General features: G+C 39.4%; 14 protein-coding genes. 7 read left to right on the plus strand and 7 right to left on the minus strand.

All coding sequences use genetic code 11. The annotated features are described in order from the left end of the window. Positions 1 to 147: 147 nt before the first annotated feature. Positions 148 to 1404, plus strand: coding sequence for an MFS transporter (locus ACFSGI_RS14260; protein ID WP_204824765.1), 1257 nt, complete (start codon positions 148 to 150; stop codon positions 1402 to 1404). A 117-nt stretch (positions 1405 to 1521) separates the two neighbouring features. Here ACFSGI_RS14260 and ACFSGI_RS14265 read toward each other — a convergent pair whose 3' ends face one another. After that, a complete protein-coding gene (locus tag ACFSGI_RS14265; RefSeq protein WP_204824766.1) occupies positions 1522 to 2166 on the minus strand; it encodes an O-methyltransferase in 645 nt (214 codons plus the stop codon). A 316-nt stretch (positions 2167 to 2482) separates the two neighbouring features. Here ACFSGI_RS14265 and ACFSGI_RS14270 point away from each other — a divergent pair, with 316 nt between their 5' ends. Both ACFSGI_RS14270 and ACFSGI_RS14275 read left to right on the plus strand, forming a co-directional pair. Then, positions 2483 to 3634 carry a THUMP domain-containing class I SAM-dependent RNA methyltransferase gene (locus ACFSGI_RS14270; RefSeq protein WP_204824767.1) on the plus strand — a complete coding sequence of 384 codons (1152 nt, stop codon included), beginning with the start codon at positions 2483 to 2485 and terminating at the stop codon, positions 3632 to 3634. Positions 3635 to 3686: 52 nt separating this feature from the next. Further along, positions 3687 to 5702, plus strand: a complete 2016-nt coding sequence (locus ACFSGI_RS14275; protein ID WP_379283488.1) for an LTA synthase family protein — start codon at positions 3687 to 3689, stop codon at positions 5700 to 5702. Between the two features lie 214 nt (positions 5703 to 5916). On the opposite strand, the gene ACFSGI_RS14280 is transcribed toward ACFSGI_RS14275, so the two are convergent. From ACFSGI_RS14280 to ACFSGI_RS14305, 6 genes are all read right to left on the minus strand, one after another. After that, positions 5917 to 6156 carry a YuzB family protein gene (locus ACFSGI_RS14280; protein WP_204824768.1) on the minus strand — a complete coding sequence of 80 codons (240 nt, stop codon included), beginning with the start codon at positions 6154 to 6156 and terminating at the stop codon, positions 5917 to 5919. A 24-nt stretch (positions 6157 to 6180) separates the two neighbouring features. Continuing rightward, a complete protein-coding gene (locus ACFSGI_RS14285) occupies positions 6181 to 6483 on the minus strand; it encodes a heme biosynthesis protein HemY (RefSeq protein WP_069327047.1) in 303 nt (100 codons plus the stop codon). Positions 6484 to 6790: 307 nt separating this feature from the next. After that, positions 6791 to 7051 carry a hypothetical protein gene (locus ACFSGI_RS14290; RefSeq protein ID WP_204824769.1) on the minus strand — a complete coding sequence of 87 codons (261 nt, stop codon included), beginning with the start codon at positions 7049 to 7051 and terminating at the stop codon, positions 6791 to 6793. Between the two features lie 240 nt (positions 7052 to 7291). Next, complete coding sequence (locus ACFSGI_RS14295; RefSeq protein ID WP_204824770.1) at positions 7292 to 7930, minus strand: class D sortase; 639 nt, start codon at positions 7928 to 7930, stop codon at positions 7292 to 7294. A gap of 6 nt (positions 7931 to 7936) precedes the next feature. Then, complete coding sequence (locus tag ACFSGI_RS14300) at positions 7937 to 9886, minus strand: hypothetical protein (RefSeq protein WP_204824771.1); 1950 nt, start codon at positions 9884 to 9886, stop codon at positions 7937 to 7939. Between the two features lie 31 nt (positions 9887 to 9917). Then, positions 9918 to 11297 (minus strand): methyl-accepting chemotaxis protein, encoded by a 1380-nt coding sequence (locus tag ACFSGI_RS14305; RefSeq protein ID WP_204824772.1) that lies wholly within the window; start codon positions 11295 to 11297, stop codon positions 9918 to 9920. A gap of 505 nt (positions 11298 to 11802) precedes the next feature. Between ACFSGI_RS14305 and ACFSGI_RS14310 the strand changes: the two genes are divergently transcribed. The 4 genes from ACFSGI_RS14310 (at position 11803) to mtnK (ending at position 16849) form a co-directional block, all read left to right on the plus strand. Beyond that, the gene (locus tag ACFSGI_RS14310) at positions 11803 to 12897 is read left to right on the plus strand and encodes a sugar ABC transporter substrate-binding protein (RefSeq protein ID WP_204824773.1); all 1095 of its coding nucleotides are present in this window, start codon (positions 11803 to 11805) and stop codon (positions 12895 to 12897) included. Positions 12898 to 13005: 108 nt separating this feature from the next. Further along, a complete protein-coding gene (locus ACFSGI_RS14315; RefSeq protein ID WP_379283493.1) occupies positions 13006 to 14535 on the plus strand; it encodes a sugar ABC transporter ATP-binding protein in 1530 nt (509 codons plus the stop codon). Further along, positions 14532 to 15518: an ABC transporter permease gene (locus tag ACFSGI_RS14320; protein WP_204824774.1), complete on the plus strand. Its 987-nt coding sequence runs from the start codon at positions 14532 to 14534 to the stop codon at positions 15516 to 15518. The genes ACFSGI_RS14315 and ACFSGI_RS14320 overlap by 4 nt, the downstream gene beginning before the upstream one ends. A gap of 122 nt (positions 15519 to 15640) precedes the next feature. Next, positions 15641 to 16849 carry an S-methyl-5-thioribose kinase gene (gene mtnK, locus ACFSGI_RS14325; RefSeq protein WP_204824775.1) on the plus strand — a complete coding sequence of 403 codons (1209 nt, stop codon included), beginning with the start codon at positions 15641 to 15643 and terminating at the stop codon, positions 16847 to 16849. Positions 16850 to 17022: the final 173 nt, after the last annotated feature.

Consider the following 17022-nt stretch of genomic DNA (forward strand, 5'->3'; position numbering starts at 1 on the left):
GAATTCAGCGCTTAGCCCAATAAGTGCTACTATCCTACTTAACCAAAAATGATTTTGACATAGCAAAATATCTTGCTTTCACCTCTAAAAAGTCTGATCAATTATGGTATACTATATGAATGGACTTTTTTAAGGAAGTGAAACATTATGCAAGCATGGAAAGTAAATCTGATCGTGTTATGGTTTGGTCAATTTCTGGTTAATGCCGGAACTACAATGATCATTCCTTTTATAGCGCTGTATTTGTCACAAGATATTGGCGTGCAAGGTGAACACCGGGTAGCAATCTGGTCCGGGGTTATTTTTGCTGCCAACTTTGTGACTTCATTTTTGTTCCAACCGTTATGGGGCAAATTATCAGATCAATATGGACGCAAAGTTATGCTGCTTCGCTCTGGATTCGGAATGGCGATTGTATTTACAGCGATGGGCTTTGCTACTCAACCCTGGCATCTGCTGGTACTGCGGTTATTGAACGGAACGATATCCGGCTTTAATCCAGCTTCGATATCTTTGATCTCTAGCAGTACACCTAAAGAAAAAATGGGCTTTGCAATGGGAATCAGTCAATCAGGAACAGTCGCTGGTAGTATTCTTGGCCCGTTGATTGGTGGAATTATGGCTGATACTGTTGGATTCCGTTCGATTTTTTATATTACAGGAACATGTATTTTTATAGCGACCTTGTTAGCGCTATTCCTTGTACGTGAAAAATTCGACCGTCTAGCTGCGTCTAAAATGCCTAAAGTATCGGTATTATCTGGATTCCGTGAACTTAGCTTGACTCCGCAATTACCTGCATTATTCACAGTGACTTTATTGCTACAATTTGCGATGATCAGTCCGATGACACTGATGCCTCTATATGTACAGAAATTACATGGTACAGCCGAAAATGTCGCTTTCTGGGCAGGGCTTGTCAGTGCCGTTACCGGATTATCGAATATGCTCATGGCTCCAATTCTGGGCAAAGTCAGTGATAAGTACGGAGCTCATCGCGTGCTCACCTTCTCATTAATAGGAGCAGGATTGATGCTGATTCCGCAAGCTTTTGTCCAAAGTGTAGAACAATTGATTATTGTACGCTTTATGATGGGAATCTGTATGGGTGGTCTACTGCCTAGCGTCAACTCATTAATTCGTTATTACACACCGGATGGTATGGAAAGTCGAGCATTTGGATTTAACAGCAGTACAACAGCACTTGGTAATATGACAGGAGCCGTTATGGGCGGTGTACTAGCAGGCTTTATCGGGATTGAAGGGCTCTTTATTATGGCAGGGGTCTTACTATTATTAAATATGGTATGGGTGCGCACCAAATTGTACGTGAAGCCAGGTGCACTGAAACACAATCCATCAAGCGCAATGCCTTCTAAGCAAGACAACTATACTAAAAAATGATACTACTTCGGGAATTGATGATTGATAGAATACACAAAGAACCATCCGATCTCTTCGATAAGATAGCAGGAAGAAATCAGATGGTTCTTTCATCTAGATGTAACTGTTCACTTTATTCTATTTGACCATTGCCAGCGCTAATCCATCGTAAGCAGGCAACAGCGTTCCGGTAAGTCTAGGATCAGTCACCATACGGCGATTAAATTCGCGTACCGCTTGTACAGCAGGGCCATTTTTGTCCGGATTCAGTGTACGTCCACGCAACAACAGATTATCACCTGCAATAATCGCACCAGGACGAGCCAATGTTATTGCATATTCTAAATAGTTCAAATAATTTCCTTTATCTGCGTCGATAAAAAAGAAGTCAAACTGTTTTCCTTCTTGCTTCAATTGCTCCAAACTATGAATCGCTTCACCGATACGATATTCCACTTGCTCTCCAAAACCTGCAAGTGTCATATGTTGTCTGGCAAGCTCTGCATAATCCGCTTGTAGCTCTAATGAAGTAATATGACCTGTAGACGGTAATCCTCTACCCAGACAGACACCGCTGTAGCCACCAAGCGCTCCGATCTCAAGCACTTGTTCTGCACGCGTTAACTGCACTAGCATGGTTAACAGTCGACCATATCCCGGCGCTACAGATACTTCAGGCATTCCTTTTTCGCGAATCGTTTGTTTAATTTGAATTAATAATGGATCTTCTTGAAGCAATTCGTCCATATATTGTTCAGCATTGTGCAGTGATTGTTCTGTCATTATCTTTATTTCTCCTTTGGATATGATGATCATAATTTAAAACTTTATAGTCTGTTGATCATTTTTGTTTGGTTTTACATGGCGTTAACCTGTTACAATAGAAATTAAAATCAATATGTGCGGAGTACCTTATCCTATACAATCACGTATATAAGCGCAATATCCTTTTTAAAATAGCGATATGCCCTCAAATGATGCCTGTTTATTTTATTTATATTGGCATAGAAACGTTTGTAAGTATAGCCTCATTCACCTATACTAGATTGTATGGTTTTCGGAACTACCCTACAAGTTTAAATGGAGTTGACATTGTAAAATGAAAGAATTGAAGTTAATAGCGACTTGTCCGATGGGACTTGAAGCTGTAGTTGCAAGAGAATTAAAATTACTCGGTTATCATGATACGCAAACTGAAAATGGACGTGTAACGTTCAGTGGTGATTTTGCTGATATTTGCCGTTGTAATTACTGGTTGCGTACCGCTGATCGTGTATTGATCAAAATGGGCGAGTTTAAAGCCACTACTTTTGATGAGTTATTTGAAGGTACCAAAGCGTTACCGTGGGATCAATTTATCCCTGCTGATGGTGAATTTCCTGTATCCGGTCGTTCACAAAAATCTCAATTAAGCAGTGTTCCTGCGAGTCAGGGTATTGTTAAAAAAGCAGTTGTTGAAAAGCTTAAATTAACGTACAACACTGAATGGTTCCCTGAAGATGGAGCATTGTATAAGCTAGATGTCTCTTTATACGATGATATCGCTTTGCTTACTTTAGATACTACAGGCCCTTCTCTTCACAAACGGGGCTATCGTAAACATGCAACTGAAGCGCCACTTAAAGAAACATTAGCGGCTGCACTTGTGCTACTTAGTCGCTGGGGCCCTCATCGCCCGCTTTATGATCCGTTCTGCGGTTCAGGTACATTGCTGATCGAAGCGGCAATGATTGGTTGGAATATTGCTCCCGGACTTCGTCGTTCATTCCCTTCTGAAGGTTGGTCGATTATTCCTGATGAACTGTGGGAACAAGCGCGTGACGAAGCGTATGATGCTGTCAAAGACGATGTGCCTTTACAATTAGTCGGCAGTGATATTGATCCAGAAGCAATCGAAATCGCTCAAGCTTGTGCGAAAAGTGCGGGGCTTGGTAACGAAATCGAATTTAAAGTCATGCCTGTATCTCGTGTTCAACCTCAAGGAAAATTCGGCTGTATTATCACGAACCCTCCTTATGGTGAGCGTTTAAGTGAAGTAAAAGAAGTCGAAAAAATGATTCGTGATCTAGGGCGTGCCACCATCTATTTACCGGATTGGTCTGTATTTGCGATCAGCCCGACGCGTCAATTTGAACAATATTTTGGTCGTAAAGCAGACAAACGTCGCAAGCTATACAATGGACGGATTGAATGTCAATTCCTTCAATATCTTGGACCTTTGCCTCCGCGTCAACCGAAAGTAGAAGCATAACAAACCTGTTATACAAATCAGATTCGTTTTTTAAAAGTAAGGAGGTCTGGCTTTGCCATACTTAACTTCTCGTTCAGAGCGTGGCAGTTGGCTTGATCGCCTGAAGTGGCTGGTGTCGTTTAGTCGAATAGATTATATAATTTTTATAATTCTTATGCTGGTTAAATTAATCATTTTGCATAGTCATTTGCATTTGCAAAATATTGATATGAACCCACTTGATGTTGTTACGGCTGTGGGTTCTATTATGCTTGCCTCTTTTTGGACGATCTTTTTGCCACCGCGTGGACGGATAATTGCTTTGATCGTTTTAGATGTATTATTAACTTTTTTAATTTTTTCAGATCTGGTATATTTCCGTTATTTTCAAGATTTCATAACGATTCCTGTATTGTTACAAGCCGGTCAAGTAGACTCGCTTGGAGATAGCATCTGGGAATTGATCTATGTAGAAGATATATGGATGTTTGCAGATTGGATTGTACTGTTAATTGTAGGGTTATTTTTACTTGTGCGTCGCATCGGTAGACGTACTCAACGTTCTTATTCATCGAATCGTTCGTATTCCTCTATGGATAATGATCGTTGGACGAAACGCTTTTCTAAACGGTTGCTACAAGGAATGATCGTGTTTGTTCTTGGTCTGGTATTGACAGTAGGGCCGATCAAATTTGCTACATCTACATGGGCAACAGGACTGTTTGTAGGGAACTGGTGGAATATGTCTCTTTACAATGTAACAGGGCTACTTGCTTTTCATGGATATGATGCTTATCGGTATGCTGAGGATCATTTTGGTCCTCAAGATCAATTGTCGACAGACAAAACAGATGAAGTCAAACAATGGTTTGATGCCAAACAAGCCACCCGATCCAAAGCTGGTGATGATGATCTATTCGGCGCTTACAAAGGTAAAAATGTAATCGTTGTTCAAGGTGAAGCCTTTATGAACTTTGTAATTGGCAAAAGCTACAACGGACAAGAAATCACACCGAATATCAATCGCTTAATGAAAAAAAGTATGTATTTTAGTCAGTATTATCATCAGACCGGTCAAGGTCGTACATCTGATGCAGATATGGCTTCTAATGCTTCTCTTCATCCATTGCCAACAGGTTCGGTATTTATCCGTTATCCTGATCATGAATTCGATACGCTACCTAAGATACTCAAAAGCAAAGATTACAGTACTAATGTATTCCATGCTTATGAAAGTAGCTTTTGGAATCGTTCAATCATGTATGAAAATATGGGCTATGATACCTTTTACAGTAAACCCGATTACACCATCGATGAGCCACTGGGCTGGTCACTTGGCGACAAATCATTTTTCCGTCAATCGCTTGATAAAATGGTCGAACTCAAGCAACCGTTTTACTCTTTTTTGATTACTTTATCAAGCCATCATCCTTTTAGCTTGCCTGCTTCTGTTCAAGAATTAGATATGGGCGATCTAAGCGGAACCACATTCGGTGATTATATTCAATCGCTTCATTATGTCGATGCCGCTCTAGGTGAAATGGAACAAGAAATGAAAGATAATGGATTATGGGATCAAACAATTCTTATGTTCTATGGAGATCATGATAATTCATTAAAAGAAAAAGAACCGATGGAAGAATTTCTAGGTCATTCTTTATCCGATCTAGATATGGAACAATTGATGAATCAAGTGCCTATGCTTGTTCATTTACCTGATGATGGTCATGCAGGTACTTATGATGAACCTGCCGGACAGTTAGATATGACCCCTTCGATTTTGCATTTACTTGGTATTCAAGCAAGTCCTTATTATCTGATGGGTAACGATATGTTCAATCAGAAAGAAGATAAACTTGTCGTTTTACGTACCGGTGCATTTACCGATGGCAAAGTATTCTATATTCCTTCAGCAGATGGGATATTTGAAAATGGTACTGCTTATGATATGAAAACACGTGAAGTAACTGATGTAGAACAGGCTCGTTCAAGTTACGATGAAGCGCAAAAACGACTGAATATATCGGATGAACTCATCACCTACGATCTGATTCGTCAATTTCATAAAGCAAAGACTACTGCCAAATAATTCATTTTCAATTGATGAGTGTACATCATTCGTTTTCATTTATATGTATAAATATCAAAAAAGCCTTTGTGGATCATCACGTTAATGTGGGATCTACAAAGGCTTTTTGGTGATGTTATACGGCTATGCGATAAAACGAATATATCGCTCCATAACCGCATACCGATCTGATCAATCTGTTCTTATATAGTGTATTGCTTGGTTATACCTGTTCTTACGCTTGCACAGATGGTTTTTTAATGAATTTAGATGCTTTTTCTAGAACTTCATCTTCTGTTGGTGCACTGACATAACGTCCATTGATATAGACAAAAGCACGTTTGCCACAAGGACCGCAGTAAGATTTACATCCTATTTTAATTTCAGCATCAGGAGCCATTTTTTCCAACTTTGGAATCATCGTTTTCAAGCGAACATGATTACATTTATCACATACGCGAATATCGTTAGCCATTATACTTTCCCTTCTGTAGCGGTCTTAGTGATCGCCATGATTGCCTTTAGAAGGGTTAGTAATGACAAAACCTTCTTCTGGCAAATATAAATAATCAATTTTGATCCCATCTAACCACGATTCATTCGGATCAACAGCTACATCAATTTCTTTATCTGTGCTTACTAATTCTTCTGCACCTTCTGGTTGACCCAAATCCATACCATAATGAACATGATCACCATGAGAATTCGTAATAAATACGCGCAATTTTAGACCTTCATTTTCGGGTTTATCCAATTCAGCTTGAATCACTTTCGCTGCATTACGTGTAATTTTGACTTTCATAAGATCAGCTCCTCTTCATCGACTAGCCTGCTGTATGCAGGAACCATATTTGGAATATCCAATCATTATATTCTTTTTTGAAAAAGAAATGAACCCAATACTTCTTTTTTGGGTTTCTTTTACGTCCAAATTCATGATCGGTTTAGATACTTATTCCGTAACTTTAACCTATACTATTGTATAGCTCTACTGCATAATACGCAAGACTAAGAGCGCTTAGAACCTCAAGCGCTCTTGCTTTTATTCTAATATAAAATTGGACGTTGCACAGTGAATTATATTGCTATTGGTAATTTAAATACTTTACTTAGCGAACTTTCTTTTGCTCGTAAACAAAGGCTGTTTTGCGTTCAGCCCGACTTACAAACCAGTTCATCATCAACAAAGTAACTCCAATATCATCTATAGGCATAAATGGCATTACATCAGGCAATACCCAATACGCTAACACCGGTATAAGAAACAATAATTTTTCTCCTAGAGGTAATTCCCGGGAGGTTAACAAGCTTGGCAGTCTTTTAAATACATGCGACCATTGTTGTAACGAAAAAAATCGATTCCATTTCACAATCCATCTCTCCCTTTTCTATAACAAACCAATATCTACAGACACTTTTAGTGTCTTGCTCTAGTATTACGGTAAACTAATCAGAAAGTTTCAATTCTCTGTTCGAACATATTATAAAATGGGATATATCTATACATAACATAATAAAAAAGGCTTTCTTCGTCATATTACTCGAAGAAAGCCTTGGTCTATTTTATCATCTTACCTCTCCAAGCCTATTTTCTCTATCTGTGCCACAGATTATGTTGATTGTGATACGATCTTTCCTTTGACGATAAGACGGTATTGACTGGAATGATCAGGATAGCACGTAATCAGCGTCACAATCGATTGGCCTGATTCAGGTTGTAGTACTTCTACTTGATCCGGCTCTACAATCTGAATAGTGTAGACCTGATAAGCATATTTACCAGTGGACGTCTGTAACTGAAAATAATCTTGCTTGTTCAATTCATGCAGACGATTAAAAAACTTACCATATCGACTAGACCGATGACCTGCAATAGCATAATTACTATTCAATTGACCTGCTTCTCCGCCACCACTAATATGCCCAAGAGCAGATTGCAATTGTTCTGGATTAGCACCCTCTACAATAGCTATTTCCAGATTCAACTTAGGAATAGTGAGAATTCCCTGTACATTCAGGCCATTTACCTTTTGACTTATCGTAGACATTTGTTTATTTGTGCTACTTTTGCTTGCAACAGATTGTATCTTTGTTTCAACTTCTGTAGCTTGATCCAATCCTGTAGCAAAAGTCTGCTTGAGCGAAGCTTGTACTTGATTCGTGTGCCAGTTGGAATACAGTGTATAGCCAATCGTCGCTATACCTAGCAATAATAATAACGTTCCACATCTAGCTACAAATGAGGACATTGCTACTCACCGTCCTTGACCATTAAAGCGTAAAGAACGACGACGAACGATCCATCCAAGTATCACCATCAAGCTACCCAATGTGTAAAGCACTTTCGAGTCTGCCCATTCTCCTGTTTTTGGCAAAACAGATAAGGAAGGTGTAGACATATCAGTTGTGGTATCTGCATGATTAGCATTGACAGTAGCGGCAGTAACTATTCCGCGTGCTGGCTGTGAAGATTGATCTGTAGATAACGATACCCATTGTGGCACATCAGCAGAAGCTGTAATTACACTATCTGGTTGATGCGCGTTGATAATATCAGATGGCAACGCTGTTGCGTCCATATCGTCAATCGTTGCTGGCACAGGATCAGTAGTAGAAGCAGTTGTTACCGTAGACGATCCAGCTTCAGTTGGCGTAGACGTAGGATTAGATGTTGTAGTGTCACTGGATAAATCAACTGCTAGACTACTACCATTACTTGTAGATGAGATGCCATTATTTGTACTAGAAGTGTCGGTAGTATTGCTAGTATTTCCATTAGAATTGTTACTGGTATTGCCTGTATTATTGTTAGCATTAGAACCGTTGTTATTATTTCCACCTGTTGTACCATCATCATTGCTATTATTGCCATTTCCGTTATTCCCATTATTTCCAGTGTTACCTTCTGTTCCATTACCATTATTGTTATCTGGTTGCTGTGGAATTGTCGGTGTACTGTTATCAGGATTAGTATTGTCTGGATCTTCTGTATTTGGTGTCGGTGTAAATGTCTCATTTTCTAATACAGCTAGATCGATACCAGGTAATACATTATCCAGTACCCCTACAGAAATAAGAGAAGAATGGTCTGTCTGACCTTCTGCATTTTGCTGACTGCTATTTTCTAAAATAGCAAGATCAATCGCATCTACAATCAGATCAGTAGTTGCTACTTCTACAACAGCTTGTTGATGATTAGTGGTAGTATCGGTGGACGAGTTGTTGTTGTCTAATACGCCTACATGTAGGTCGTCTCCGATAATAGTGTCGGTTCCACTTACTTCCACTACTGCTTCGTGGTTACTATCTGTAGTGTTTGTAGACGAATTGTTGTTGTCTAACACTCCTACGTGTAAGTCGTCTCCGATAATAGTGTCGGTTCCACTCACTTCCACTACAGCTTCGTGGTTGCTATCGGTAGTGTCTGTGGAAGAATGGTTATTGTCCAACACGCCTACATGTAGGTCGTCTCCGATAATAGTATCGGTTCCACTTACTTCCACTACTGCTTCGTGGTTGCTATCGGTAGTGTCTGTAGACGAATTACTATTGTCCAACACACCTACGTGTAAGTCGTCTCCGATAATAGTGTCAGTTCCACTCACTTCCACTACTGCTTCATGGTTGCTATCGGTAGTGTCTGTAGACGAATTACTATTGTCCAACACGCCTACGTGTACGTCATCGCCTACAATCGTATCCGTTCCACTCACTTCCACTACAGCTTCATGGTTAGTATCTGTAGTGTTTGTAGACGAATTGTTGTTATCTAACACTCCTACATGCAGGTCGTCTCCTACAACTGTATCTGTTCCGCTGATTTCTACTACTGCGTCATGGTCATTGGTATTGTTGTTAGTGGATTGGTTATGTTGATCCAATACACCGACATGTAAGTCGTCTGCTACGAGGGTATCTGTTCCTGTCACATCGACTACAGCTTGATGATGCTGTTGATCAGTTGTCGTATTTTTATTGTCTTCTGGCAAAATATCAACATTTAATTCATCACCCAGTATTGTATCTTCTGTCTGAATACTAATGACTGCATTCGATTCCGCAGTACTTGATAAAGATTCTTCAGAAGGAAGATTAATATTTAGCAATGCATCATTTGTTGAATCTGCTGATACTGTTCCTTGTGACCATCCCAATACCGCTGCTAGACAACCTGTCGCTACCATTGTTTTTATTGACCATTTCATTGTTAATCGCTCCCTTTAATTTTTTATTTTTTCAAATAAAATAGGGAGCTTCTTGCGGTGGTTGTCCTGGTGGTGCATGTGTCCATTGATTACTGCCATGCTCAGATTGAGCACGATACGTTAATAGATGAATACGATAATGCTTCCAATTAGCCAAACGATTATTAACAAATACATTTTGCGAATTAGAAGTATTACTATTAGACGATTCGATTACGTTTGAAGAACCGGCTACGATTAATCCTTGAATACCTTTAATATCCAGCCAGATAGCTGCTGTTGAAGAAACAGGTTGTGTACCTTGTTCACCTGAAAGAGTAGGAATACTATCTGATTGAGGTTGAACTGTTGTTGGAGTTGTAACAACATCTGTATCTGATAGATCCGATACAGTAGATACAGCATCATCCAATGAAACAGCAGTTATATTGGATGCAGGATACTGCGATTTTACTTTTGGTTGGACTGGTTGTGGAACAATAGGAATATTTAATGTTGTTCCTTTTTGAATCGATGGAATAAAACCTTGCGGATCTTTATCGTTAGACTCATGAATCGTTGAAGATTGTACTGCCTCTGTTGATGGGGACTCAGTTGCTTTGTGAACCGACGGGACAGCAGGTTGAACCGGTTGAGAAGATGGTAGCGTTGCCGGGTTACCTTGAGTACTATTTTTCTTAGGATGGGTAGTTGAGTTAGTGTTCTTAGATGGAATCGGTGCTGTCACATCATCCGGTACCGGAGTAGGTGTAACTTCTACTGGAAGCTGCGGTACAATCGGCGGAAGATGGATCACCGGTACATCTGGAACAGCAGGTACTACATCAGGTATAACTGTTGTCGTTGTATCTACAACAGAAGTTACAGCATCACTAGCAGTTTGAACAGTAGAGTCAATAACACCTGTTACGGTATTGGTTGTATTTCCAACTGCATTTTGCACTGTTCCTGTTACATTATTTACTGTTTGATCTACAGAAGAAGTTACACTACCCAGTACGTCCGAAGATTGTCCATTGGCTGCTTTGTCTACCTCTGTAATGACATGAGCAGGGAGATCTACAGCGTCTTTGACAACCTGATCTACGTCTGTGGTCACTTGATCTACAGTTGTAGATACTTGAGTTGTTGTATCTTTTACTGTGTTTGCTACATTATCTACTGTTTTGTCGACAGTTTCTGTTGTACCTTTAACGGTGTCTTTGACTACATCTGTAACTGAACTTGTTGTTTTGTTAACTATATTACCGACTAGACTTGGTGTTGCTTTGGGAGAATCATTAGCAGTAGATGATGTCTGAGACGAAGTTGGTTCTGAAGTAGACACTTCTCCATCTGCATGAGCAATATCATGATGGGTAAAATAATACAAAAACAAAGCAATCAATAAAGCTAACACTCGATATTTCATAGGAGCTTTCACCTCCTTTCTATATAAGAATGTTGAGACAAGTATGTTCAGACAATCATTGCAACAGTTAACGTTTTAATTACTTATGTATTACCCTTCAGGTTACTGCTTGATATCCATTTTTATACTTTTTTAGGATTAATATTTATTCTTATCGCAGACTTTTGATATATCATTATTCGTATTGCGTCTATAGCAAATATTCACTTCATTGCTTATTCATATCTCTCAAAGCCCTTCCATATTTTAAAGGGCTTTTTGGCGATTTTAGAACTTACAACATACAAGTATAATTGGGTATTACTTAACCTTTGATTGAGTTTGTACGATCTGTATTGTTTTGCATGTACTATCATCATTTGGAAATGAACATTACTTTTTTTCGACAAAAATCAGCAAATTAAATAAAACCCATTGACATACTTGGTTTTAGCTTCTATATTAAATTTTAACATTAGTAATTACTTGAAAGCTTTAAAGCGATTATGTACAGGGGGAAAAGAAAATGAGAAAAAGTTCAAAGATTGCTAGCTTGCTTACATTAATGGTAGTTCTGGTACTCGCTTTAAGTGCTTGCGGCAATGGTGCAGCTAGTAATGATGCGGCTTCTACAGGTTCATCTACAGATCAGCCACTCAAAGGTAAAAATATTGCTTTAATTATGCGTTTGAACAATGGTACCTTTTCTGCTCAATATGTAGATGGTGTAAAAGATCAAGTAGCGAAATATGGCGGTACAGTCACGGTTATTACAGCAGATAATGATCTTAGCAAAATGGCATCTGCTTTAGATGCAGCGGTCAATCAAGGTGAATTTGACGGAATTTTGTTAGATCATGGTGATGCAGGAGCGTTAACAATGGGTGTGCAAAAAGCTGTTCAAGCAAATATTCCTATCGTTGCTTTTGATTCTGCTTTGGATGGTGTGCAAGGTGTTACTAACCTGGCTCAAAATGATCAAAAAATGGCAGAGTTAACATTAGATCAACTGGCAAAAGATGCAAATGGTAAAGGCAATATCGTCAAAATCTGGGTAGCTGGCTTCCCTCCGATGGAATCTCGTCAAATTTCATACAAAGCTTTTCAAGCGAAATATCCAGACATTAAAGAAATCGCTGCTTTTGGTACAGCCGATAATGCCCAACTTGATGCACAGACTCAGATGGAAGCTATTTTAAAACAATATCCAAACAAAGGCGATATTACAGCCGTCTGGGCAGCATGGGATGAATTTGCTAAAGGAGCAACCAATGCGATCAAGCAAGCTGGACGTGATGAGATCAAAGTGTATGGTATCGATCTAAGTGATGAAGATTTGACATTGATTCAAGATAAAAATAGTCCGTGGATCGCTTCTGCTGCTGTTGATCCAACCACTATCGGACGTGTACAAGTTCGTTATTTGTACCAAAGATTCGATGGCAATACCAAAGATGAAAAAGTAGAATTGGAACCTGTCTATGTACAGCGTGATGATCTACCGAAAGATAAAAAAGTAACAACAGCCGATCTGAATGAATATGTAAAAGGCTGGGGCGAAAGTGATCAAGGCAATACAGATAATTTAAAAGCACTTGAAAAATCTGTAGCTGGACAATAATTAAATATTTTCATTTCTACTTCACAGTAGACTCTAATTCCGGCGGTTTCTTAGGAGACCGATCCGGATTTTGTCTATATGGATCAAGATTCAGAAAGGAAGAATCCGATGACTACTCCTATCGATTCATCATCTGACAGTCTCGTGATGAGCGGAATCTACAAATCATTTGCTAATGTGCCCGCATTAACTGACGTTGAATTTACAGTGAATAGCGGTGAGATTCATGCTTTACTTGGTGCCAATGGTGCAGGTAAAAGTACACTCATGAAAATTTTATCCGGCGCTTATACATCGGATCAGGGTCAGATTGTTATTCATGGTCAGCAAGTTCATATCGATTCACCAGCCGCTGCCAAACAAGCCGGGATTCAGTGTGTGTATCAAGAAGTCGATACTTCGCTTATTCCGCAGTTGTCAGTAGCCGAAAATATTTTACTGAGTTATCTGACTTCTTCTCAAGGCAGTCCGATTCTACATTGGAAATCCATATACCGGCAAGCAGAAGAAATTTTGCAAAAGCTTGGATTTGCTATTTCAGCCCGTCAACCGGTGAGCGAATTATCATTAGCCGAAAAGCAATTGGTATTGATTGCACGTATTATGGCTGAACAAGCCAAATTCGTTATTTTCGATGAACCGACAGCTCCACTTAGTATGGAAGAAGCTGAACGTTTATTTACTATTATGGAAGGCTTAAAGAATCAAGGCATTGGCGTTATTTTCATCTCTCATCGACTACCTGAAATTTTCAGAGTGTGTGATAAGATCACAGTTATGCGTGATGGCAAAAAAGTAAGCACTGTTCTTACAAAAGATACCAATGCGAATGAAGTTGTACATTCGATGCTCGGTAGAGCTTTTGCAGAAGAATACCCCAAAACGTTTGTCCCGATTGGTGAGCCTTTACTAACCGTATCTGATCTTGCCGCAGGTCGCTATGTACAAGGAGTCGATCTTGATGTTCGGCGCGGTGAAGTGGTTGCTGTAGTGGGTTTAGTCGGAGCAGGCAAAACAGAATTGTCTAAACTCTTATTCGGAGCAGATCAACCGGAACGAGGATCTATTCAACTGAATGGTCGCCCTATTCATTCCAAAACCCCTTATCATGCAGTCAATGCTGGCATTGTTCTTGTTCCTGAAGAACGTCGCAAAGAAGGGATTCTGGTCAAAGAGTCTGTATTGCATAATTTAAGCTTGCCTTTATTAAAAAAAATCACAAGTCTTGGTATTGTATCCCACTCAGCCGAAAAACAGCATGCTGATAAATTGATTGGATCACTAGGTATCAAAACATCGTCTGACCAGCAATTAACAGGCTATCTTAGCGGAGGCAATCAACAAAAAGTAGCCATCGGTAAATGGATGCAGACAGATGCTGAACTATTTATCTTGGACGAACCGACCAAAGGAGTCGATATAGGCGCCAAACGTGATATTTTCAAAGTAATTGGAGAATTGGCTGCGCAAGGAAAAGGAATATTATATCTCACCTGTGAGTTTGAAGAAGCGATCGGGCTGGCTGATCGTATTCTCGTCATGTGTGATGGCAAAATCATGAAATCTTTTAACTACGGAGAAGCTTCACAACAAGATTTGTTATACTATGCCAGCGCTGGCCGGGAGGAACTTGTATGAATCACAAAATCGCTCAGTTTTCGTATCGTTATGGAGCTTTGATCTTTATTGGATTGGTGCTACTATTTTTCTCTATTTATAATCAACACTTTTTCACATATAACAATATCAGTGATATTTTACGTTCAATCTCTATTGTTACATTTGTAGCGATAGGCATTACGATTTCACTAACTGTGGATGGATTCGATCTCTCGGCTGGCTCAACGGTATCTCTTACGACTGTAGTAGTAGCAGCGATGATGGTCTGGCACCAGATGCCTTTAGTTTTGGTATTGATTGTTCCTTTGATTATTGGAGCACTGGTCGGATTATTAAATTCCTTTTTAATTGTCAAAATTCGGATTCCTGATCTTCTAGCAACTCTAGCTGTAATGTATATCGTCAGTGGAATTCATAGAACCTATACCAAAGGCTACTCAATCTACAACAATATGCAATTTCAAGATGGAACCAAAGCGCCTGGTGTGATGTTGGATTCGTTTCTCTGGATTGGACAGGGTAAATTATTAGGTGTTCCTTTTCCTGTTATTCTGATGCTAGTTGCAGTGATTGGGATGCACTTATTTTTCAAATATACACGTGGTGGACGGCAAATGATTATGACAGGCAGTAATGAAGAAGCTGCACGCTTATCCGGCTTACGTGTGAATCGTGTACGTACACTTGCTTATGTTGCTTCCGGTATCTTTGCAGCAGTAGGAGGGATTTTATTCGCGGCTCGTGTAGGTTCCGGTCAGATTGATGCAGGATCATCGATGCAAATGGATGCACTGGCGGCTGTTTTTGTAGGATATTCTGTATTTGGTGCAGGTCGTCCCAATGTTATCGGTACTTTTTTCGGTGCTGTATTAATGGGAGTACTTGTTAATGGTATGACAATGCTTCATGTGCAGTACTACACCACAGATATTATCAAAGGAGCTGTACTTGTTCTCGCTTTGGCAGTAACTTTTGTTCATCGCAAACGACAAAAAGTCTGAGTTAGAGCTATTGAAGTGATATAGCATGATTTAGGTTTATATGAAACTGAATTGATCTAGATTGATTTTATTGTATTCATTATTAATGACTATACTTTTTATTTCAAAGGAGGATCTAAAGTATGACACGCTCTGAACCATCTTATGAAGCGTTAACAGAAACAACAGCAATCGCTCTTGCCAAAACATTAGAACTTTTCAATGCAGATGCTGATCTCATCTGTCATGAGATTGGTGATGGTAATCTGAATATGGTTTTTCGGATCACTGAACCTGCGGCTAAGCGTGGCATTATTATTAAGCAAGCTCTTCCTTATGTGCGTGTGATTGGTGAAGGATGGCCTTTAACATTGAATCGCGCTGTGATTGAAAGCGAAGCGCTACGACACTTTGCCCAACATGTTCCTCAATATGTACCTGAAATTTATTATACCGATCCTACGTATGCGATTACAGTAATGGAAGACTTGTCTCATCTCACGATTGTACGCACTGGATTAGCAAGTGGCTCTACTTATCCACTGCTGTCTACACATATTGGTGAGTTTTTGGCAAAGACTCTTTTTGCAACGTCCGATTTTGCAATGGAGCCTCAAAATAAACGCGAACTTGCTCTACAATTTCATAATCCTGAACTGTGTAAAATTACAGAAAATTTTGTATTTACGTATCCGTTATTTGATCATGAGACAAATGATGTAGAGCCCCTACTACGTCCAATTGCCGAGCAGATCTGGGGAGATCAAGTACTTTTACTGGAAGCCGCCAAATTAAAACAGACTTTTATTACTCATGCAGAAGCATTGTTACATGGCGATCTGCATACAGGAAGTATTTTTGCGAGTGATGAGGAAACCAAAGTTATCGATCCCGAATTTGCTTTTTACGGGCCGATTGGATTCGATATTGGACTCTTTATCGCTAATACATTATTATCTGCTCTTGCTCGTGAAGAAAGTGGACGAGACGCGCTGTTATTCCATATCACTAATGTATGGGATATATTTGTAGATACATTCTCTACTCTATGGCAACAGCATAATGTAGAAGATTTTGCACCGATCCAAGGCTATCTAGAATATCAGTTACAACACATTTTTGAAGATGCTGTTGGATTTGCTGGAAGTGAAATAATGCGCCGCATTTTTGGTTTGGCTCATGCAAGAGATATCGAAGCGATTGTAGAAGATAATCACAGGCTTATTGTTAAGCGCAATGCAGCGGCGCTAGGACGTGACTTTATCGTTAACCGTTCTTTATACCAGAACCCTGTACAACTCGTACAGGCGCTACAACAGGTCGTTACAGGAGCATCTATCGTCCATACGTAACTGTATAGGCTTATGAATTTGTTTACTCAAATGAATAATATGTATGAATGATACAAATCAACGATCAACTATTCTCCCAAAGTATAAATTGAACTCTACAAACAACAACCAAAAAAGCTACCTTCAACTGATATGACATGAAGGTAGCTTTTTTATGTACTTTTAGAACTGTA

Origin of the sequence: Paenibacillus nicotianae (assembly GCF_042681745.1) — a bacterium.
Taxonomy (GTDB): Bacteria; Bacillota; Bacilli; order Paenibacillales; family Paenibacillaceae; genus Saccharibacillus; species Saccharibacillus nicotianae.

Coding starts and splice junctions, on each gene's coding strand:
- ACFSGI_RS14260 (WP_204824765.1), top strand. CDS start 148: ATGCAAGCATGGAAAGTAAATCTGATCGTGTTATGGTTTGGTCAATTT.
- ACFSGI_RS14265 (WP_204824766.1), bottom strand. CDS start 2,166: ATGACAGAACAATCACTGCACAATGCTGAACAATATATGGACGAATTG.
- ACFSGI_RS14270 (WP_204824767.1), top strand. CDS start 2,483: ATGAAAGAATTGAAGTTAATAGCGACTTGTCCGATGGGACTTGAAGCT.
- ACFSGI_RS14280 (WP_204824768.1), bottom strand. CDS start 6,156: ATGGCTAACGATATTCGCGTATGTGATAAATGTAATCATGTTCGCTTG.
- ACFSGI_RS14285 (WP_069327047.1), bottom strand. CDS start 6,483: ATGAAAGTCAAAATTACACGTAATGCAGCGAAAGTGATTCAAGCTGAA.
- ACFSGI_RS14295 (WP_204824770.1), bottom strand. CDS start 7,930: ATGTCCTCATTTGTAGCTAGATGTGGAACGTTATTATTATTGCTAGGT.
- ACFSGI_RS14300 (WP_204824771.1), bottom strand. CDS start 9,886: ATGAAATGGTCAATAAAAACAATGGTAGCGACAGGTTGTCTAGCAGCG.
- ACFSGI_RS14305 (WP_204824772.1), bottom strand. CDS start 11,297: ATGAAATATCGAGTGTTAGCTTTATTGATTGCTTTGTTTTTGTATTAT.
- ACFSGI_RS14310 (WP_204824773.1), top strand. CDS start 11,803: ATGAGAAAAAGTTCAAAGATTGCTAGCTTGCTTACATTAATGGTAGTT.
- ACFSGI_RS14315 (WP_379283493.1), top strand. CDS start 13,006: ATGACTACTCCTATCGATTCATCATCTGACAGTCTCGTGATGAGCGGA.
- ACFSGI_RS14320 (WP_204824774.1), top strand. CDS start 14,532: ATGAATCACAAAATCGCTCAGTTTTCGTATCGTTATGGAGCTTTGATC.
- mtnK (WP_204824775.1), top strand. CDS start 15,641: ATGACACGCTCTGAACCATCTTATGAAGCGTTAACAGAAACAACAGCA.